The following is a 19,468-nucleotide window of genomic DNA, read 5'->3' as shown; positions in this document are numbered from 1 at the left end:
CCCGAGCGGTGCCGCGCAGGTCCGCGACACCGATCTCACGACCGCGGCGGTTCTAGCCGTTGGTGGCCATTTCGATGGCGTCGTTCATCGCTTCGAGTGCGTCGCTTGCTCGAGCGTGGATAAGGCGGACCACCCGCCGCCGCACTTAGGCTGGCGAGGTGACCGAGGACCGAATCGCACAGGCGCTGCGAGGCAAACTCCGCGGCGAGGTCGACGGATCCGCGCGCCGGCGTGCGGAGTTCTCCTCCGATGCCTCGAACTACCGTGTCCTCCCCGCTGCGGTGGTATTTCCGCAGGTCGAGGCCGACGTCGCAGCCACAATCGAATTCGCGCGCGACAACGGATTGCCGGTGACCGCGCGCGGCGGGGGAACCTCGGTGGCAGGCAATGCGATCGGCCCCGGGATCGTGCTCGACTTCAGCAGGCACATGAACTCGGTCCTGGAACTGGACCCGCAGCGACGAGTAGCGCGAGTTCAGCCAGGAGTGGTGCTCTCGGAGCTGCAGCGCCGAGCTCGTCCGCACGGCCTGCGGTTCGGACCCGATCCATCGACCGAGAATCGATGCACCCTCGGCGGCATGATCGGCAACAACGCCTGCGGACCCCATGCCCTTGCCTGGGGTCGTACCTCGGACAACGTGCGCGAACTGCGCATCCTCGACGGGACAGGTACGCAGCGAACCCTCGCGGCCGATCCATCCGTAGTTCCCGGACTCCCCGAATTCACCAGGGCGAGCCTGGCCGTGATCCGCACCGAGCTCGGCAGGTTCGGTCGGCAGGCATCCGGCTACGGCCTCGAACACCTGCTGCCCGAACAGGGTTCGGCGGTAGCGAAATCGTTTGCAGGCACCGAGGGCACCTGCGGACTGCTGCTCGATGCCACCGTCGATCTGGTCGCACTGCCGCCGGCCACGGTGCTCACGGTGCTCGGCTATCCCGACATGGCATGCGCGGCAGACGATGTGGCCGCAGTGCTGGCGTGCGCCCCCATTGCGGTCGAAGGTATCGACGCGCGCCTCGTGGACATCGTGCGCGTGCATCGCGGCGCAGGCTCCGGCGCGGTGCCCGATCTGCCGCGCGGCAGCGGTTGGCTGTTCGTGGAAACAGCGGGCGAAAGTCCGGCCGAGGCGCGGGCCGCCGCCGAGATACTGTGCCGATCGGTCGGCGCACTGGAATCACGAATCGTCACCGATCCGGGGGTGGCCAAGGCACTCTGGAATATTCGGGCCGAAGGCGCAGGGCTGGCAGGCCGTACCCCGGACGGGCAGCCTGCCTGGCCCGGCTGGGAGGATGCCGCGGTGCCGCCCGAACGTCTCGGCGCCTACCTGCGTGATTTCAGCGCGCTGACCCGACAGCACGGTGTGGATGGACTGCTCTACGGCCACCTCGGTGATGGCTGCATCCACGTCCGCTTGGATCTGCCGATCGCGGACGCCCCGCAACGTTTTCGCGCCTTCCTGTTCGATGCCGCAGAACTGGTGGTCGGCTACGGCGGCTCGCTGTCGGGTGAACACGGCGACGGCCGAGCCCGCTCGGAACTGCTCTCGGTCATGTACTCCCCTGCGGTGCTCGACGTATTCGCGGGATACAAGGCACTATTCGACCCGGGCAATGTGCTGAACCCCGGCGTCCTCGTGGCGCCACAGCCGGTCGACAGTGATCTGCGCCTGGTCGGATTGCCCGGCACTCCACGGGTCGGCGGTTTCGCTTTTCCGCACGACGGCGACGACCTCGGGTCCGCGGTCCACCGGTGCGTCGGAGTCGGCAAGTGCCGCGCGGATACTCGCGCGAGCGGCGGTTTCATGTGCCCGTCGTACCTGGCCACCGCGGACGAAAAGGACAGCACCCGGGGCCGGGCCCGGGTACTGCAGGAGGTAGTGCGTGGTGCGCTGCCGTGGTCGTCGGAGGCCCTCGCACAGTCGCTCGATCTGTGCCTGTCCTGCAAAGCATGTCGTTCCGATTGTCCTGCCGGCGTCGACGTCGCTACCTACAAATCGGAGGCGCTCTACCGCCGCTATCGTCGCCGCCCGCGGCCGATCGATCACTATGCGCTCGGGTGGCTGCCGCGGTGGTCGGCTGTGGCGAACCGGATGCCGCGCGTCGCGAATCGGCTGGTCGATGTCCGATGGCTGCGTCGAATAGGGCTACGCGCCGCTGGAATTGATCCGCGCCGCGAGCTGCCGCGGTTCGCCGACCGCAGCTTTCGCCGGATCTGGCGCGACCTGAACGCGCGGGTCGAGGCCACCCGGTCCGATACCGATCCGATAGCGGCCCAGCGCGAGGTGATGCTGTGGATCGATACCTTCACCGACGCCTTCGCACCTGAGATCGCCCTCGCCGCAGCACAATTGGTGACATCGCTGGGCTATCGGGTCCGGATACCCGAGCGCAATGTGTGCTGCGGCCTCACCTGGATCAGCACCGGGCAGTTGGACGGCGCGCGCGCCCGATTGCGGGCGAGCTTGGCCGCGCTCGACGAGCATGTGCGCAAGGGCGGGATCGTCGTCGGCCTAGAGCCGTCGTGCACCGCGGTGTTGCGCTCGGACCTGCTGGAGCTACTGCCGGAGGATCCGAGGTCGGCGGCTACCGCCGCGGCGGTGCGTACGGTGGCGGAGTTCTTGGCCGAGCAGCCGCAGTGGCGTCCGCCGCAGCGGCACGGTCGGTCGGTGGTGGTGCAACCGCATTGTCATCACCATGCGATTCTCGGATTCGATGCGGATCGCCGACTATTTGCCGCAATGGGGGTTGAGGTGACCGAGATCACCGGGTGTTGCGGACTTGCGGGAAATTTCGGAATGCAATCCGGCCACTACGACATATCGGTCGCGGTCGCCGAGAATGGACTCCTACCCGCATTGCGCGGCGCACCAGACGATTCGATCCTGATCGCCGACGGCTTCTCGTGCCGCACCCAAGCCGCGCAGCTCGCGCACCGACAAAGCCGACACCTAGTGCAATTCCTGCTGGACGAGTGAGACTTTCGCGCACCCGCCGCGCCTGTCGCGGCGAGCGCGCACAGCCGTCAGCTGCCGAAGGGCAGCATGCCGGGCGGAATCTGGTAACCCGAGCTGCCTGCGGAGACGCCACCCCAGGCATTGAGCAACGAGTTGAGCACGTTGGTGATCATTCGACATCCTCCATCGCAGGCGACTGCCGATCATTTGCCAATCGGCACCAGTTATCGCGACACTTTATCGGCCGCGTGATAGATAACTCGGAGCAGAGATGAGACAGAGTCGGTAGCGCGCGTTTCCGGCGAATACCGGTACGACTCCGGCACCTGTCGCCCGGCGCTATGCGTGCGAGTGGACAGCGGTCCCCTCGCGGGACGCACTCCGGCGAACCACCGCCCGACCCCGCCGCGCACAATGAACCAGTGCGCAAACAGATGGTCGAGCCGGGAGTGAGCCCAGACGGGCTGACCCGCACGGTGACGGCCGCGCGGCCCATTGATCTCGCGCCGACCCTCGCACCGCTCTCACGTGGTCGAGGCGACCCGTGTCATCACGTGACGCCGGACGGCGCGCACTGGCACGCATCGCGAATGCCGACCGGTCCGGTCACCTACCGACTCGTCCAGTCGGGCCTTTGTTCGGTACGAGCTCACGCTTGGGGTGAGGGCGCGTCCGAGTTCCTCGATCGCCTCGACCGCATGCTGTGCCTCGACGAGGACCTCTCCGAGTTCGCCCCCGAACATCCGAAGCTCGTCGAGGCACACCGCCGATTTCCCGGTCTGCGGATGCTGCGCACCGGTCTGGTCTTCGAGGCGCTGGTTCCCGCGGTCCTGGAACAAAAGGTGCATACCGTCTCCGCCCGCGCGTCGTGGCGGCAGCTGGTGCGGCAGTTCGGTTCGCCGGCTCCGGGCCCCGCGCCCGCGGGCCTGCTGCTCCCTCCGGACGCTGAGACCTGGCGGCGCATTCCGTCCTGGAGCTTCCATCGCGCGAATGTCGGTCCGCAACGTGCGCAGACGATCGTCCGCGCGGCCCGGCTCGCGGATGCGCTGGAGCAGTCGGCCGCCCACGATCCGGTCGAGGCCGCCCGCCGCCTGCAGACGGTGCCCGGCATCGGTGTGTGGACCGCGGCCGAGATCGGCCAACGCGCCTTCGGCGACGCCGACGCGTTGTCGGTCGGCGATTACCACCTGGCCGCAGTTGTCGGCTGGACGCTGCTCGGGCACCCCATTGATGACGACGCCATGGTCGAATACCTGGAACCGCTGCGCCCGCACCGCTATCGGGCGGTTCGCTTGCTGGAGATCAGCGGCCATGCCCACAAACCGAAGTTCGGTCCGCGCACCCCGCTCACCGATCACACCTGGCACTGACACCGGCCGCGCGGGATCGCATCGGTGGACGCGACCCCGCGCGTGGCCCGCGATCGCTGCCGGGTGGCGATCGAGGTGCGGGGGTGAGGGCACTGCGACGGCGGATCGGCCGATCAGTGCGGGAGACGGAGGAAGACGGCGCGAGGAATGTCGGCGAGGCGCGCTCGAGGGCCGGTCAGCACGGCAGCGCGCGCTCGTCGAGCACGCATTTGCCCGCTTCGACCAGAGTAGTGCGGGCTCTACGGCGGACGCGGCAGCGGTCGACGGTGCAGTCGATGTGCAATTGCATTGCGGCGTGGGCTTGTTCGTTCGTCATGATGCCGGGGTCGCGTCCGCAGATCAGCAGTCCGGCTACGTGCATGTTCAGGTTGGTCAACTGCATCAGGCGACCTCCGCCCGGCGCCCGTCGGCCCCGAGTCGGCACGGATGCCACGTGGTGGGCTCGTCCCACGGTGATTGCCGGACGGCCATCCCGACGGCCTCCAGTGCGGTCAGGCCGACCTCGTCGGCGAGCTCGCCGACCGTGTCCAACAGGGCTGGCATAACTTCAGCAACCTGCAGTGCGGCCACTGCCTGCGCGCAGGTCAGTGTGCGTCCTGGCAGATAGGAAACCACCCAGTTCTCCTGGCCGACGCTGCGGGCCCTGTGCGAGGTCAAATCGCTGGTCATCAAGGAAGACGCTATGACATGTACGGCCATGACTCCTCGTTCCTATGTGCGATTCAGTTGGTGTGCCAGGCGGTCTCGCGGCGGGAGGGGGCAAGACCTGCTCGGCTCCGGGCACACTTCCAGCACACCATTCGGGTGCGGCTCAGGCGGCGTCCTTGGTGGATATCCAAAGATTTGAGGCGAATTCCCAGCATGAAATCCAGCCGGGAGGGGAGGATTCTCCATAGTGGACGAAAGAGCCCTCTGCCCAAGCGAAGTGACGGGGAACCGAACTTGTGGGTCGCCCGGACTGCCCTTTGGGTGAGGATCCGATCGCAGAACGGAGCGTGCTGTGTCAGCGAGTTCAGCAGGAGCGTCAGCGAGTTCGGCCAGATCATCGGCAAGTTCGGAAGCATCATTGAACGGATCCACGAGTTCCGCAAGAGCGTCTGGGGCTTCGGATCGTCTGTCCACCGACAATGCATCGTCCACGCTACCCAGGCGCCAGCTGGGCAGATATCTGCGTGACTGGCGCACCCAGGCGGGCCTGACCATCGCCGAGGCATCCAAGCTCATGGAATGGGGCGCAAGTACCCTGCAGCGCTTGGAAAAAGGCCAGGCCGACCGCATCCGCACCATCGACATCCAAGAGCTCTGCCGCATCTACGGCATTCCCGACGAACTCGCCGACGGACTCAAGGGCCTCGCTCAGCAGGCGGCCGTCAAAAGCTGGTGGCACGCCTACGGCGATCTGATCCCCGAAAACTTCGACGTCTATGTCGGTTTGGAGGCCTCCGCCCAGCAATTGACCTCCTACCAATCCGAACTGGTCCTCGGCCTGCTGCAGACGGCAGACTACGCTTGGGCACTCAATCGACTCGGCTACCCGAACGATTCCGACGCGGAGCTGGATCGGCGCGTGCAGTTACGGTTGCAACGCCAGGCATTGATCACCAGGAAGGCCTCACCTGCCACCGTTGATGTGGTGCTACACGAGTCGGTGTTGCACCGCGTGGTCGGTGGCGCGAAAGTGATGGCGGCGCAGCTACGTCATCTTGCCGATTTCAGTACCCGCGAAAACGTTTCACTGCGTATCCTGCCGTTCGCGGCCGGTGTACCACTCGGAGTTTCCACCGGCCCGTTCACGGTTCTGGAGTTCGGAACCGATAGTAAGGGCCAGCCGATTGAACCGCCGGTGGTTTACGCAGAAGGTTTCACCGGGGATCTCTACCTCGAAAGATGTGCTGATGTACGGCGGTACGATCGGGCTCACGAGTGCCTCCAGCGCTGCGCGCTGGATATTCAACCCAGTAGACACCTGTTGCGACAGGTAGCGAAGGAGTATGTGGCATGAGTACGGATCTGGTTGGTGCGCAGTGGTTCAAGAGCACGCGCAGCGGCGCGGGCAAGGACTGCGTGGAAGTGGCATTCCTCGACAGCGGCCGGATCGGGGTCCGCGACAGCAAGAATCCCGGTGGACCCGCGCTGTTGTTCACCCAGGGCGAGTGGGACAGTTTTACCGCACGCGTGGTGAGTGGCGAATTCTGAAGGAGTCCGAATCGTGAGTATCGATCGTGGTTCGAAGGTTGATCTGACCGGCGCGGTCTGGCGCAAGGCAGGCAGTGGCGCAGGCAAGGACAGTGTGGAAGTCGCCCTGCTCGAGGACGGCCATGTCGGCCTACGCGACGGCAAGAATCCCGACGGCGACGTACTGATCTTCACCCCGGGCGAATGGGCCGCATTCACCGCGGGTGTGCACGACGGCGAGTTCGACCGGCCCTGAGACAGCTGGCCACGGCCCGGCGGCAGCAGGCTGCCGGGCCGTGCTGATCCGCCACCGAACGCAGGACGCGCGGCATTGCCGGCGGGTGGTGTTGATCACGAAACGGCGGAGGTTCGGCAACAAATTTGTGTTTGCCCGGGCTAAATACCGGGTAGACAAGAATTTGTGGACCGTGGGCTCAAGAATTCCCACCCCCGGTACAAGAAATTGCGGCCGGGCGATTGGGTGGAATGGCTGATCGTTGCGCTGCTGTTCGCGGTGTCAGCGGTAGGGGTGTTCGTCCTCACCAGCTCATTCTTGTCGGCGCTGTTCGTCGGTGTGCTGGTGTGGGTCGTCGCTGTCGGAGTAGTGGCAATGTTGTAAAGGGTGCGCCGACCGGCCGGGTGTCGACCCGGCCGGCGGCTCCTCGCACTCAACGTCGGAAGAGCTTGTTACCCAACCAGACCAGTGGGTCGTACTTCTGGTCTGCCACGCGCTCCTTCATCGGGATCAGCGCATTGTCGGTGATCTTGATGTGTTCCGGGCAGACTTCGGTGCAGCACTTGGTGATATTGCAGAGGCCTAGGCCCTGTTCGTCCTGCGCGAGGTCACGGCGATCGGCGACATCGAGCGGATGCATCTCCAGTTCGGCGATCCGCATCAGGAAGCGCGGCCCCGCGAAGGCGGTCTTGTTCTCCTCGTGATCGCGCACCACGTGACAGGTGTCCTGGCACAGGAAGCATTCGATGCACTTGCGGAACTCCTGCGAGCGCTCGACATCGACCTGCTTCATCCGGTAGTCACCGGGCTTCAGATCGTCGGGCGGTGTGAACGACGGTATCTCCCTGGCCTTCTGGTAGTTGAAGGACACGTCGGTCACGAGATCCCTGACCACCGGGAAGGTGCGCATCGGGGTGACGGTGATGAGTTCCTCCGGCTGGAACGTCGACATACGCGTCATGCACAGCAGCCGCGGTCGCCCGTTGACCTCGGCCGAGCACGAACCGCACTTGCCCGCCTTGCAGTTCCAGCGCACCGCGAGATCGGGCGCCTGGGTGGCCTGCAGCCGGTGGATGATGTCGAGCACCACCTCGCCCTCGTTCACCTGCACGGTGAAATCCTGCAGCTCACCGCCATCGTTGTCGCCGCGCCAAACGCGGAAATTGGCGTCGTAACCCATTGCTACGCCTCCTTTTTCGCAGCAGTGGTCGAACCGGCCGGATGAGCGGCGAGATCGTCCGAGTTGTAATACTTTTCGAGCTCGGCCAGGTCGAAGAGCGCGAGCAGATCCGTGCGCATCGGCACCTGCTCCTCCGGCGTGACGCGCACCGGCGGGACGGCCTCGCCCGCTTCGGCGAGGTCGATCGAGCAGACCAGCAGTTTGTTGCGCCAGTCGGCGTCCATCGCCGGGTGATCGTCGCGTGTGTGCCCACCGCGACTTTCGGTGCGCAGCAACGCCGCCTGCGCGACGCATTCGCTGACCAGCAGCATGTTGCGCAGGTCGAGCGCGAGATGCCAGCCGGGATTGAACTGCCGGTGCCCTTCCACCACCACGCCCGCGAAGCGCTTGCGCAGCTCGGCGAGCCGCTCGATGGCCTGCTCCAGCTCGTGTTCCTTGCGGATGATGCCGACCAGGTCGTTCATCGCCTGCTGCAGATCGGTGTGCAGTGTGTAGGGGTTCTCTCCGGTGCCGGAGGACGGCGGATCGAACGGGGCCACGGCCGCTTTCGCCGCCGATGCCAGGTCGGTGTCCGCGACGACCGGCCGTTCGGTCAGTTGCTCGACGTAGGTCGATGCGCCCATGCCCGCGCGCCTGCCGAAGACGAGCAGATCCGACAGGGAGTTGCCACCGAGCCGGTTCGAGCCGTGCATGCCGCCCGAACACTCGCCCGCCGCGAACAGCCCGGGCACGGTCGCCGCGCCGGTGTCCGGGTCGACCTCGATGCCGCCCATGACGTAGTGACAGGTCGGGCCGACTTCCATCGGCTCCTTCGTAATATCCACGTCGGCAAGTTCTTTGAACTGGTGATGCATCGAGGGCAGGCGTCGCCGGATCTCGTCGGCGGGCAGCCGGGAGGCGATATCCAGGTACACGCCACCGTGTTCGGTGCCGCGCCCCGCCTTCACCTCCGAGTTGATGGCGCGGGCCACTTCGTCACGGGGCAGCAGATCCGGGGTGCGCCGCGCGGAATCGTTGTCGCGCAGCCACTGATCGGCCTCCTCCTCGGTTTCGGCGTACTGCCCCTTGAAGACCGGCGGGATGTAGTCGAACATGAACCGCTCGCCCTCGGAGTTCTTCAGCACTCCACCGTCGCCGCGCACACCCTCGGTGACCAGGATGCCCTTCACGCTCGGCGGCCAGACCATGCCGGTCGGGTGGAACTGCAGGAATTCCATATTGATCAGCGTCGCGCCTGCTCGAAGCGCGAGCGCATGCCCGTCCCCGGTGTACTCCCAGGAATTGGAGGTCACCTTGTAGGACTTGCCGATGCCGCCGGTGGCGAGCACCACGGCGGGCGCTTCGAACAGCACGAATCGGCCCGATTCGCGCCAGTAGCCGAACGCGCCCGCGATCCGATCGCCGTCCTTGAGCAGCTCGGTGATGGTGCATTCGTGAAAGACCTTGATGCGCGACTCGTAGTCGCCGCTTTCCGCGAAATCTTCCTGCTGCAGCGAGACGATCTTCTGCTGCATGGTGCGGATGATCTCGAGCCCGGTGCGGTCACCGACGTGCGCGAGCCTCGGGTAGGTGTGGCCGCCGAAGTTGCGCTGGCTGATTCGGCCGTCGGCGGTGCGGTCGAACAGGGCCCCGTAGGTTTCCAGCTCCCACACCCGGTCGGGTGCTTCCTGGGCGTGCAGTTCGGCCATGCGCCAGTTGTTGAGGAATTTGCCACCGCGCATGGTGTCCTTGAAATGGGTTTCCCAGTTGTCCTTTTCGTTGGCATTGCCCATCGAGGCGGCGCAGCCGCCCTCGGCCATCACGGTGTGTGCCTTGCCGAACAACGACTTGCACACCACCGCAACGGAAAGGCCGTGTTCCCTTGCTTCGATTACCGCGCGCAGTCCGGCGCCACCGGCACCGATAACGACGACGTCGTACTTGTGCCGTTCCACTTCTGGCATGGCCGCGAATACTCCTTCAGTTGATGAACCGCAGGTCCGAAATCGTCTCGCTGGCAACCAACATCACGTAGAAGTCGGTCAGCACCAGGGTGCCGAGAGTTGTCCAGGCCAGCGCCATATGGCGGGTGTTCAGCTTGGAGACCTGGGTCCAGAACCAGTACCGCACCGGATGCGCGGAAAAGTGCTTGAGTCGGCCGCCGGCAATGTGCCTGCACGAGTGGCATGAGAGCGTGTACGCCCACAGCAGGATCACGTTGACCAGCAGCACGATATTGCCGAGACCGAATCCGAAACCGCCGGTCTTGCCGTGGAATGCGGTGATCGCGTCGTAGGTGTTGATCAGTGAAACCACAATGGCCACATAGAAGAAGTAGCGGTGCGCATTCTGGATGATCAGCGGCAGCCTGGTCTCGCCGGTGTACTTGGCGTGCGGCTCGGCGACGGCGCAGGCCGGCGGGGAGAACCACACCGCGCGGTAGTAGGCCTTGCGGTAGTAGTAGCAGGTGAGCCGGAAGCCGAGCAGGAACGGCAGCACCACGAAGCCGAGCGGCAGGATCGCGGGCAACTCGCCGAAAGGCGTCCCGAAATGGCTGGAACCTGCCGCGCACGAGGTGCTCAGGCACGGTGAATAGAACGGCGTCAGATAGTGGTAGTCCGGAACCCAATATGCTGTTCGCACATACGATCTGATCGTCGCGTAGAGGACGAAGGCGCCCAGGCCGAGCACGGTGACGAGCGGCGGCACCCACCATTGATCGGTGCGTAGCGTGCGCTCCGAGATTCGAGCCCGGGTCTTACTGAAGACGCCTGTGCCCGTTTCCGGGCCGGCGGTCGGTGCGGCACTCACAGGTGGATGCCTCGCTGATCTGCTGTGCGGGTGGTCATCGTTACCTCCGCAGTCGAATGTGATGCTGAGCACCATACGACACCCCTGCTATTGCTCGAGCGTGGTCCCGGTAAGACAGACCCGCTGCGACGCCCGTGATTTGCGCCACATCGGCGGCCGCCGGGTAGCCGGCGCGCGGCAGTGAACGGACCGCAAACGTATCGAACTCGGCTTAAACAGAACGTGATTCGAGTGGGTGTGGAACAAAGAAGACTCGAGGTCGAATAATCGGCGGTTCGATCGTCACACGGCGGCAATAAAGTTGTGGTGACCTTTTCTCTCGAGAATTACCCGCTGACGTGGGCTGATGCGTGTATCGCACCGGACGGGCAGGCCGAGGGAAGGAGTCATCAGCATGAGAAGGGCTGCGATTGTGGCGCCGGTCCGAACTCCGAGTGGAGTCGAGGGGGGAGCGCTATCGGGAATGCCGCCGGAATGGCTTGCCTCCACCGTCCTCTCGGCGGTCATCGATCGATCGGGTATCGACCCGATGCGCATCGAGGATGTCGCGATGGCCCGCGTCGATGGCGGTGCAACCAGCGCACCGGAGCTGAGCAGGCTCGCGGCCCGCGGTGCCGGGCTGCCCTTCGCCGTGCCGGGGTTTCTCACCGATCGCCGCGGTGGCAGCGGCCTGCAGGCGGTGATCACCGCGGCGATGATGGTGCAAACCGGTGCCGCCGACGTGGTGGTCGCGGGTGGTGTGGAGTGTGCTGCGGACGCGGTGACCGGCTACGGCGACCCGGTTCGAACCGGCGATCTCGCGAATGCCGAAGACCTGGCCCGCCATTACGGAATCAGCAGGGCCGATGCCGACGAGTTCGCCGCGGCGAGCCATCGCAAGGCCGCTCGCGCGTGGCGGCAGGGTCACTTCGCCGCCGAGGTGATCCCGGTCGGCGTGGTGCCGGAGGGGCACGACTGGTCCGATTCCCACACCGACACCGCATCGCGGCATCAGATACTGCGGGACGAGGGCGTGCGTGAGGATGTCTCGGCGCGCACCCTCGCCGCGCTGCACCCGTTGATCTCCGAGGGCGTCGTCACCACCGGAAATATGAGCGCGCATCGACACGGCGCCGCCGCCTGCCTGGTGGTCGCCGAGGATCGGCTCGACGAACTCGGGCTGTCCCCCATGGCCTATCTCGTGGGTTGGGCCGCGGCCGGATGTGATTCCGACACAGCGACTCTCGGTGCTGCCCCGGCTGTCGCCAAGGTGCTCGGCCGCACCGGCTTCACCCTCGACGATGTCGATCTGGTGGAGGTCAACGAGGGCTTTGCCGTGGAAGTGCTCGCGCTGGCCAAGGAGTGGGATTTCGACACCCGCGACCGCCTCAACGTCAATGGCTCCGCGATTGCTCTCGGCCACCCGGTCGGCGCCACCGGCCTGCGCATCATGACCACGATGCTGCACGAATTGGCTCGCACCGAGGGGCGCTACGGTCTCGAAGCAATCGCACTCGGTCACGACCACGGCATCGCGGCCCTGTTCGAATCAGCGGCGACGACCCCGGTCGCGACGGCACCACTCGGGGCCCGCTTTCACGGTTCTCGACCCCGTCGATTCGGCAGACATCGGGCCTGAGGCACGCAAGAACACCGCCCGATGCAGGTGCTCCAGGCGGTGACCGGCAAGTGCTACTTCGTGCGCGGGCGGGAGTGGAAGCCCAGGCCTTCGTCCTGCGCGCCCATCCAGGCTGCCTCGTCCGACTTGCTGTCCGGGACGTAGATGGTGTCCTGGGGTCGGCGGGTGAGCTCCGGCGGCGGCGATTGCTCGAGCTCGTCGGCGTCGATGACGAGCCGCTCGAGGTCGTTCTGCAGTCGTCGCACGGTGTTTGCGTCGCCGTAGTGCGAGCGCAGTGCGCCGATAGATTGCCGGAGCTGGCCGACTGCGTAGCGGAGTTCCGCGATATCGCTGCGTGTCATCGTTACCTCCTGTGTTCCTTGGCGGACATACGAACTCGGTGCACAGCGGTGTTTCGATAGTCTGCCGCGGAACGTGCTGCACCAAGTTGTGTGACTCACCACACAACGTGATCTCCAACACAGTACGTGAGGAATTGCGTTTTGGCTCGTCGATATGCGATTCCGGAGGTTCGCTGAAATATTGCCAGTAACGATGGATGGCCCTCGCTCAGCTGACGGCCGCGTACTCCGGTCCCTGTCCGCGCAGGTCGGCGAAGACCCGGTCGACCAGCCCTGCAATGGACAGCGCCACTTCCTCCGCGCGCTCCAGGATCACGCTGTGGCCCGCGCCCTCCAGTCGGACCAGCTCGGATCCGGCCAGTTGCGATGCGAGCACCACCGAATGCGCGAACGGCACCACGATGTCCGCGGAACCAGCGAGCACGAGAGCCGGGATGGTGCCGAGCCGGTGCAGCGTCGCGGTCTCGTCGAACGTGATCAGCGAGGCAAGGAAGCTCGACATCGTCAGCAGCGGGGTCTCGTTCAGCATCGCCGTCGCGACCGCGACCATCCTGGGATTCACCTTCCTGGTGCCGAAGGTCGCCTCGCGCAGGATCGGCTCGAAGATCCGTCGGGTCAGCCGCTTGGATGCCTGCATGGCCCGAGGTGCGCGCAGCACCGCCACCTGCAGCGAACTCACCGCGCGCCGATGCAGGAAGCGGCCGAGGCCCACCTCGGTGAGGCCGTTGGCGGCACCCGCGATCAGGCCGACGCCGACGACGCGGGTGCCGATCGCCGCGGGGAACAGGCGAGAGTAGGCGAGAGTGACCATGGCGCCCATGGAATGGCCGACCAGGATGACCGGGCCCGTCGGTACCACCGCCCGCAGCACGGCGTCGAGGTCGTGCGCGAGCTGGTCGATGGTGTAGCTGGACGGATCGGCCACGCCCGATTCGCCGTGGCCGCGATGGTCGTAGAAGACCATTCGGGTGCCTGGTCCCCACTGGCGCAAGAGCTGATCGCGCAGGAACGACCAGGATTCGGTGCGCAGGCAATGGCCGTGCACGAAAACCACGGACAGCGGAGCGTCGTCGGCGCCGAAGGTGCGAACCGCGATCGGGACGCCGTCGTCGGCCGACACCGTAATCCGGTGGCCGTCATGGTCGGCGGCGAAGCGGGCGATGATCGTGGACATGAGGGTTCTCCTGTGACTGTCGAGTCACCTCGAGCGGAGCGTCTTGCCTGGTTGTCGGTAGTCATTTCCTTGGTGTTAGCCGGCCATACCCACCGTTATGCACACGATGCCGAACCGACGCAGGTGATCAACATCGTCGCAGTCCCGGCCGATTTTGATCGGAGAATCTACGAAACAGTAGGTCAAACGCTAGATTTTGGTAGATACCTATGATCAACCACTTGGCCGCCGACTATCAGCGGATCGACCAGATTTCCTAGAGTCCACTAGATTTTGCTATCCACGGTCACCCACGCGCCCGTCTTCGGCGCCTGCGTGTATCCAGCGGCTTTCCTGCACCTCGGCAGACAGGCCGATCGGCCGCACCGAGCGTGGCGTCGGTGACCAGGGCCACCGGCGTGACGCCGCGAGCTGCGGCCGATCGGCGTCGACGACTACAGGCGGGTCCTGGTGGAGGGCAGGAACGGGCGCAGCAGGTTCGCCTCGGTCGACGGACCGACCTGCCATTCGGCGATCCACGGCCCGGTGCCCTCGCTCGGATCCAGCACGCCGTCCTCCAACCAGCGGTAGCGACCGTCGAGGACGCCTCTGGTGAGGGTCCGGTCTTCGTCGTCGGTGTTGTCCCACAGCGCGTCGAAGAGCGCGCGCACCCGCACCCGCGACTGCCGGCAGAACGCATCGGCGAGCTCCTCGGCGGCGGCGGCCTCCTCGGCGCCAGCGGCCCGCTGTGCCTGAGCCCGCACACAGACCGCCGACATTGCGAACAGCTCGGCACCGATGTCGACGATCCGGCCGAGGAAGTTCTGCCGGTACTCCAGGCCTGCCTGCCAGCGGCCCATCGCATACATCAACGATCTGGCCTGCTTGCGCGCATTGCGCTCGACGAACCGCAGGTGCCTGGCCAGCACACCGAACTCACCATAGGTCGCGGGCACGGTGCCTGCGCCGACCGCGAGCTGCGGGAACCACTTGGCATAGAAGCCGGTCGCGCCGACAGCGGCCTTGGCCTTGGCCTTGAACTCGGCGTTGCGATCGACGAGCGCGCCTGCGGCGGCCATGTGTGCGTCGGCCATCTCCCTGGCGATCAGCAGCCGCATGATTTCGCTGGAGCCTTCGAAGATGCGGTTGATCCGCAGGTCGCGGACCAATTGCTCGGCGCCCACCGCACGTTCGCCGCGGGCCTGCAGCGAAGCCGCCGTTTCATAGCCGCGGCCGCCGCGGATCTGCACGAGCTCGTCGGCGATCCGACAGCTCATTTCACTGGCCCAAAGTTTGGCGAGCGCGGCCTCGATCCGAATGTCGTTGCGGCCCTCATCGCACATCGTCGCGGAGAGGTCGAGTGCCGCTTCCAGCGCGTAGGTGGTGGCCGCAATGAAAGAGATCTTCTCGCCGACGGCCGCGTGTTCGCCGACCGGCCTGCCCCACTGGACCCGCTGCGTGCTCCACTCCCGCGCGATCTTCAGCGACCACTTCGATGCCGCGGTGCACAGCGCCGGAATGGCGAGGCGACCGGCGTTGAGCGTAGTGAGCGCGATCTTCAAGCCGTCGCCCTCGCGGCCGACGAGGTTGCGCTTGGGGACGCGGACGTTGTGCATCCTGGTGACGCCGTTCTCGATGCCGTGCAGGCCCATGAACGAATTGCGCCGCTCCACCGTGATTCCCGGCGAATCGGCCTCGACGATGAACGCCGAGATGCCACCGCGGTGCCCCTCACTCTTGGGCACCCGCGCCATCACCACCAGTAGTTCGGCGACGACGCCATTGGTCGTCCACAGCTTGACGCCGTTGAGCTCGTAGGCCTCGCCGTCCTCGGTCGGTGTCGCGCTGCTCGCCATCCGAGCGGGGTCGGAGCCGACGTCGGGTTCGGTGAGCAGGAAGGCGCTGACCGCGCCCGCGGCGCAACGGGGCAGGAACTCGGCCTTCTGTTCGGCGGTGCCCGCCAGCTTCAGCGGCTCGGGGACACCGATGGACTGATGCGCCGACAACAGCACGCCGAGCGCCGGGTGCGCCGAGCCGACCAGCATCAGCGCCCGGTTGTAGCCGACCTGGGAAAGACCTTGGCCGCCGTACTCTTCCGAGATCTTCAGTCCGAAGCAGCCGAGCTCGGCAAGCCCCTTCACGTACTCGTCCGGGATCCGGGACTCTGCTTCGATCACGGCGCCGTCGATCGTTTCGCAGAACGGCCGCAGTCGGGCCAGGTAGGCCTCGGTGCGCGCGGTGTCTTCGGCGCTGGGTTGCGGATAGGGGTGGATCAGATCGAGCCGGAACCGTCCGAGAAACATCTCCTTTGCGAACGACGGTTTGACCCAGCTGGTTTCGCGAGATTCCTCGACAAGTGCCCGGGCCTGTTCTTCGGTCGCGTCGACTTTCGCGGTGGTCGCCATGATGTCCTCCTCGGACGTGATCAGGATCACATTCGAGTGTAGAACTTTAGTTACCCGCCGGTAGGTCTGTCGGGAAAGAGATTTCTGCAGATCTCTAATGATCTTGTTAGAGAGGCAATGGGTAGCAATCAGACGCTGCGTAGATAGCGGCCGAAATGCGGCACCGTAAACCCGATGGTGCCGCGCTCGGCCGAATAGATCAGCCCCTTCTTGATCAGCCCATCGCGGGCCGGGGACAGTGAGGCAGGTTTGCGGCCGAGTTCGGTGGCGACAGCTGCGGTCGCCACCGGGCCGTCGTCCCCGGCCAGGTCTGCCATGGCGCGCATGTACTCGCGCTCAGCTGGTGTTGCGCGTTCGTAGCGAGATCCGAAGAAGCCGACGGCCAATTCCTCCTCGGCGGTCGGTGCGGCCACTTCGACATCCTCGATGCCGATCGGACTCTCCGGAGCTTGATCCCAAGCGGCCTTGCCGTACGCCTGTACAAAATATGGATAACCGTCTGCCTTTTGGTACAGGGCATCCAGCGCTTCGTCGGTGAACTTCACCGCCTCACGTTCGGCCGGTGCCATGAGCGCCTGGTCGGCCGATTCGCGATCGAGCCGGTCGATGCGGTGATAGCTGAACAGTCGCTCCGAGTAGCTTTTCGACGCGGACAGTACTGCGGGCAGATGCGGGAGGCCGGCGCCGACGACGATGAGCGGCGCTGCGTCCTGGCTCAATTCGTGGCACGCGCCGCAGATGGCGGAGATATCCGCGGCGCCGAGGTCCTGCATCTCATCGATGAAGATCGCAATGCCGACGCCGATATCGCCGGCCAGCACCGCCGCCTCTTTGAGCAGTTCGATGAGGTCGATTTCGATGTCGCCGGAGTCGGCGCGACCGGTCACCGCGGGCACGTCGATGCCTGGTTGCCAGCGTTCCCGCATGCCCTTGTCCGCGGTGGAGCGGAGTGCGAAAGCCTTGAGGATGCCGAGGAAGTCGTCGACCCGCTCCGGATTCCGGTGTGCCATAGCGACCGCACGGACCGCCATGTGCAGCGCCGAGGACAGCGGGCGGCGCAGTTCCTGATCCGGACGCGCCTCGATCTTGCCGGTGCCCCACCCGCGCGAGACGGCGGCGGAGCGAAGCTGATTGAGCAGTACCGTTTTTCCGACGCCGCGCAGTCCGGTGAGCATCACGCTGCGCTCCGGCCTGCTGCGTGCGATGCGTTCCAGCACGATGTCGAAGGCGGTGAGTTGCTTGTCGCGTCCGGCCAGTTCGGGTGGGCGCTGTCCGGCTCCTGGGGCATACGGATTCCGCACGGGGTCCATGCACACACACCGTAGCGCGTCATCTCCGATAAATCTGCGGGTGTCTACGGCGCGTCCTAGATATTGCTAGCGGCGCGAATTGCCTTGTTGTCATTGCACTATTGCTATCGCCACGGAAATCTCTACGCTGGTGGCCGTTCGCTGAACGGTCCAGCGCAGGAACGGAGGGGTATGTCCGAGGAATCCACTCCCACCACCACCGCCGAGGTGGTCGAGTCCTGGAACGTGCCTGCCGGAGCGACGGTGGCCGGACGCATCCGCTCCAACATCCTGGTCGCGATCGAGCGCGGGTACGACGATCCGCAGCTCGTTGCCGATCTTGCGGTCGGACCGCTGGTCATGGCGCTCGGTCAGCTCGAGGTCGACCTCGCCGAGGCGCGGCGTCGCATCGATCGGCTCGAGCGAGCGCTGGCCGAACGTTCCGGCGACGATCCTGGGCAGTCGTCCGAATTTTGATCGCGCACTACCGGATCCGGGTGTGACTGTCGATTGGATAACGGGACCGATTCCGCCGATATCGTGTCGTGATCATCCGGGCGTGTTGCTCTTCCGGCCGTTCGTGCAGGCAATTTGCCGAGACCACAGAACATGTTTTGCTGTGCGCTGGACAACACCGCGCCCGCATCGTAATCTCTTCGTGACTTCATGGAGTCTGTCGCTTCGTAAGAGAAACGGCGCCAGGGAGTCACCGCCTAATCGACTGTCGGGGCCACCAGCTCTCGGCTGTCGTGCCGGGGACCCACAGGTTTCGTCTGGGGTGAATCCTCACAAGCCATTTCGGTTGGTGAGGTAGGACCGATCTCCCGGTCCGAGCCCGTCAGCTAACCCGGTCGGCGGGAGAGCAGCAAGATCGGAGACTCAGCTCGGTGGGTAAACACAGTTTGCAGCGGGATTCGCGGCTACCGAATTCCGTCAAGGGTGCCCTCGTCATGGGCGCGGTGGCCGCATCGACAGGTGCGATGCCCGCGATCCCCGCGATGGCCGCCACCATCAATATCCCCGGTATCGGCGACTTCGACGTCCCGCCGGAGTTCGAGCAGCCGGTTCAGCAGCTCAATCAGCAGATCCAGCAGGCCCTGACCGCGATGCCGGTGGCACCGCAGGCTCCGATGGCCGCCCCGCAGCTGCAGCTGCCCAGCTTCGGTGCGCCCAACCTGCAGGGGATGTTCCAATCCACCCCTGCGAACATCGCACTCGACGCGGCCAAGACCAAGGTCGGCGCCCAGTACTCCTGGGGTGCCGCTGGTCCCTACAGCTTCGACTGCTCGGGTCTGGTCCAGTGGGCCTACCGGCAGGCCGGAGTCGAGTTGCCCCGCACCAGCTTCGAGCAGTCGCACGTCGGCGCGCCGGTGGCGTTCCACGAGCTGCAGCCCGGTGACATCGTCGTGACCAACGGCGGCGGCCACGTCGGTATGTACGCAGGTGACGGCAAGCTGCTGAATGCGGTCCAGTCGGGCGACCCGGTCTCCTACACCCCGCTGCGCCCCGACATGGTTGTGACGGCGCGCCGTATCGTCTAACGGGTGGCACCAGCCGTACCCGGCAATCAGAACACCGCGACACAGGCGCGAGTCGACTCGTGGACGTGGGCGGTGCGTCTGTTCAAAACAAGGTCCGCGGCGGCTGAGGCTTGCCGCGGAGGGCACGTCCGCGTCAATGGCGCCGCGGCCAAACCTGCCCAACCGGTACGCCCCGGCGACGAGGTGCGAATCCGCGCCGGTGGCATCGAGCGCATCGTGATCGTGGAGCGAATCGTCACCAAACGTGTCGGACCTCCGATTGCTGCGCAATGCCTGATCGACCACAGCCCCCCGCCGCCGTCGCGCGAGATTCTCGCGACGATGCCGCGCCGCGACCGGGGCTCGGGTCGGCCGACCAAACGTGAACGCCGGGAGACCGATCGGCTGCTCGGCCGCGAAGACAGCTGACCCCGCCGC

19 protein-coding genes and 1 riboswitch are annotated in these 19,468 nt (G+C 65.7%); of the genes, 10 read left to right on the top strand and 9 right to left on the bottom strand.

What is annotated here, in order from left to right; genetic code table 11:
- Window positions 1-158: 158 nt before the first annotated feature.
- The gene (locus ACLMAL_RS04680; RefSeq protein WP_411997952.1) at window positions 159-2,975 is read left to right on the top strand and encodes an FAD-binding and (Fe-S)-binding domain-containing protein; all 2,817 of its coding nucleotides are present in this window, start codon (window positions 159-161) and stop codon (window positions 2,973-2,975) included.
- Between the two features lie 413 nt (window positions 2,976-3,388).
- Window positions 3,389-4,324: a DNA-3-methyladenine glycosylase family protein gene (locus ACLMAL_RS04675; protein WP_411998138.1), complete on the top strand. Its 936-nt coding sequence runs from the start codon at window positions 3,389-3,391 to the stop codon at window positions 4,322-4,324.
- A 175-nt stretch (window positions 4,325-4,499) separates the two neighbouring features.
- Here ACLMAL_RS04675 and ACLMAL_RS04670 read toward each other — a convergent pair whose 3' ends face one another.
- Together ACLMAL_RS04670 and ACLMAL_RS04665 are read right to left on the bottom strand one after the other, a co-directional pair.
- Window positions 4,500-4,706, bottom strand: a complete 207-nt coding sequence (locus tag ACLMAL_RS04670; RefSeq protein WP_411997951.1) for a hypothetical protein — start codon at window positions 4,704-4,706, stop codon at window positions 4,500-4,502.
- Window positions 4,706-4,993, bottom strand: a complete 288-nt coding sequence (locus ACLMAL_RS04665) for a hypothetical protein (protein WP_411997950.1) — start codon at window positions 4,991-4,993, stop codon at window positions 4,706-4,708. The genes ACLMAL_RS04670 and ACLMAL_RS04665 overlap by 1 nt, the downstream gene beginning before the upstream one ends.
- 445 nt (window positions 4,994-5,438) lie before the next feature.
- On the opposite strand from ACLMAL_RS04665, the gene ACLMAL_RS04660 reads away from it, so the two are divergent.
- From ACLMAL_RS04660 to ACLMAL_RS04645, 4 genes are all read left to right on the top strand, one after another.
- Window positions 5,439-6,326: a helix-turn-helix domain-containing protein gene (locus ACLMAL_RS04660; protein ID WP_411998137.1), complete on the top strand. Its 888-nt coding sequence runs from the start codon at window positions 5,439-5,441 to the stop codon at window positions 6,324-6,326.
- Window positions 6,323-6,520 carry a DUF397 domain-containing protein gene (locus ACLMAL_RS04655; protein WP_328407627.1) on the top strand — a complete coding sequence of 66 codons (198 nt, stop codon included), beginning with the start codon at window positions 6,323-6,325 and terminating at the stop codon, window positions 6,518-6,520. The genes ACLMAL_RS04660 and ACLMAL_RS04655 overlap by 4 nt, the downstream gene beginning before the upstream one ends.
- Before the next feature lie 13 nt (window positions 6,521-6,533).
- On the top strand, window positions 6,534-6,755 hold the full coding sequence (locus ACLMAL_RS04650) for a DUF397 domain-containing protein (protein ID WP_406234760.1): 222 nt from the start codon (window positions 6,534-6,536) through the stop codon (window positions 6,753-6,755).
- A 165-nt stretch (window positions 6,756-6,920) separates the two neighbouring features.
- Window positions 6,921-7,118 carry a hypothetical protein gene (locus ACLMAL_RS04645; protein ID WP_328407623.1) on the top strand — a complete coding sequence of 66 codons (198 nt, stop codon included), beginning with the start codon at window positions 6,921-6,923 and terminating at the stop codon, window positions 7,116-7,118.
- 49 nt (window positions 7,119-7,167) lie between these two features.
- Here the strand turns inward: ACLMAL_RS04645 and ACLMAL_RS04640 are convergent, their stop codons facing one another.
- Genes ACLMAL_RS04640 through ACLMAL_RS04630 form a run of 3 tightly spaced genes read right to left on the bottom strand, consistent with a single transcriptional unit; the run spans window position 7,168 to window position 10,704 of the window.
- A complete protein-coding gene (locus ACLMAL_RS04640; protein ID WP_406234759.1) occupies window positions 7,168-7,914 on the bottom strand; it encodes a succinate dehydrogenase/fumarate reductase iron-sulfur subunit in 747 nt (248 codons plus the stop codon).
- A gap of 2 nt (window positions 7,915-7,916) precedes the next feature.
- Entirely contained in the window at window positions 7,917-9,857 is a 1,941-nt protein-coding gene (locus ACLMAL_RS04635; protein ID WP_411997949.1) for a fumarate reductase/succinate dehydrogenase flavoprotein subunit, read from the bottom strand.
- Between the two features lie 16 nt (window positions 9,858-9,873).
- Window positions 9,874-10,704 carry a hypothetical protein gene (locus ACLMAL_RS04630; RefSeq protein ID WP_411997948.1) on the bottom strand — a complete coding sequence of 277 codons (831 nt, stop codon included), beginning with the start codon at window positions 10,702-10,704 and terminating at the stop codon, window positions 9,874-9,876.
- A 394-nt stretch (window positions 10,705-11,098) separates the two neighbouring features.
- Here ACLMAL_RS04630 and ACLMAL_RS04625 point away from each other — a divergent pair, with 394 nt between their 5' ends.
- Complete coding sequence (locus tag ACLMAL_RS04625; protein WP_411997947.1) at window positions 11,099-12,322, top strand: acetyl-CoA C-acyltransferase; 1,224 nt, start codon at window positions 11,099-11,101, stop codon at window positions 12,320-12,322.
- A 53-nt stretch (window positions 12,323-12,375) separates the two neighbouring features.
- Here ACLMAL_RS04625 and ACLMAL_RS04620 read toward each other — a convergent pair whose 3' ends face one another.
- The 4 genes from ACLMAL_RS04620 to ACLMAL_RS04605 all read right to left on the bottom strand — a co-directional run bounded on the left by ACLMAL_RS04620 (window position 12,376) and on the right by ACLMAL_RS04605 (window position 17,531).
- Window positions 12,376-12,663 carry a hypothetical protein gene (locus ACLMAL_RS04620; RefSeq protein ID WP_411997946.1) on the bottom strand — a complete coding sequence of 96 codons (288 nt, stop codon included), beginning with the start codon at window positions 12,661-12,663 and terminating at the stop codon, window positions 12,376-12,378.
- Window positions 12,664-12,871: 208 nt separating this feature from the next.
- Complete coding sequence (locus ACLMAL_RS04615) at window positions 12,872-13,837, bottom strand: alpha/beta fold hydrolase (protein ID WP_411997945.1); 966 nt, start codon at window positions 13,835-13,837, stop codon at window positions 12,872-12,874.
- A gap of 434 nt (window positions 13,838-14,271) precedes the next feature.
- The gene (locus tag ACLMAL_RS04610) at window positions 14,272-16,221 is read right to left on the bottom strand and encodes an acyl-CoA dehydrogenase family protein (RefSeq protein WP_411997944.1); all 1,950 of its coding nucleotides are present in this window, start codon (window positions 16,219-16,221) and stop codon (window positions 14,272-14,274) included.
- 128 nt (window positions 16,222-16,349) lie between these two features.
- Window positions 16,350-17,531, bottom strand: a complete 1,182-nt coding sequence (locus ACLMAL_RS04605) for an AAA family ATPase (RefSeq protein WP_411997943.1) — start codon at window positions 17,529-17,531, stop codon at window positions 16,350-16,352.
- 171 nt (window positions 17,532-17,702) lie between these two features.
- Here ACLMAL_RS04605 and ACLMAL_RS04600 point away from each other — a divergent pair, with 171 nt between their 5' ends.
- The 3 genes from ACLMAL_RS04600 (at window position 17,703) to ACLMAL_RS04590 (ending at window position 19,459) form a co-directional block, all read left to right on the top strand.
- Window positions 17,703-17,987: a hypothetical protein gene (locus ACLMAL_RS04600; protein WP_411997942.1), complete on the top strand. Its 285-nt coding sequence runs from the start codon at window positions 17,703-17,705 to the stop codon at window positions 17,985-17,987.
- 223 nt (window positions 17,988-18,210) lie between these two features.
- Window positions 18,211-18,382: riboswitch (cyclic di-AMP (ydaO/yuaA leader) on the top strand.
- Between the two features lie 78 nt (window positions 18,383-18,460).
- Window positions 18,461-19,051 (top strand): C40 family peptidase, encoded by a 591-nt coding sequence (locus ACLMAL_RS04595; RefSeq protein ID WP_406239073.1) that lies wholly within the window; start codon window positions 18,461-18,463, stop codon window positions 19,049-19,051.
- Window positions 19,052-19,054: 3 nt separating this feature from the next.
- Entirely contained in the window at window positions 19,055-19,459 is a 405-nt protein-coding gene (locus ACLMAL_RS04590; RefSeq protein WP_328407602.1) for an RNA-binding S4 domain-containing protein, read from the top strand.
- Window positions 19,460-19,468: the final 9 nt, after the last annotated feature.

It is taken from the genome of Nocardia sp. CWNU-33 (genome assembly GCF_046764895.1).
GTDB lineage: Bacteria > Actinomycetota > Actinomycetes > Mycobacteriales > Mycobacteriaceae > Nocardia.
The sequence above is the reverse complement of the archived record's forward strand: the minus strand, read 5'-3'. Positions and strand labels throughout refer to the sequence as shown.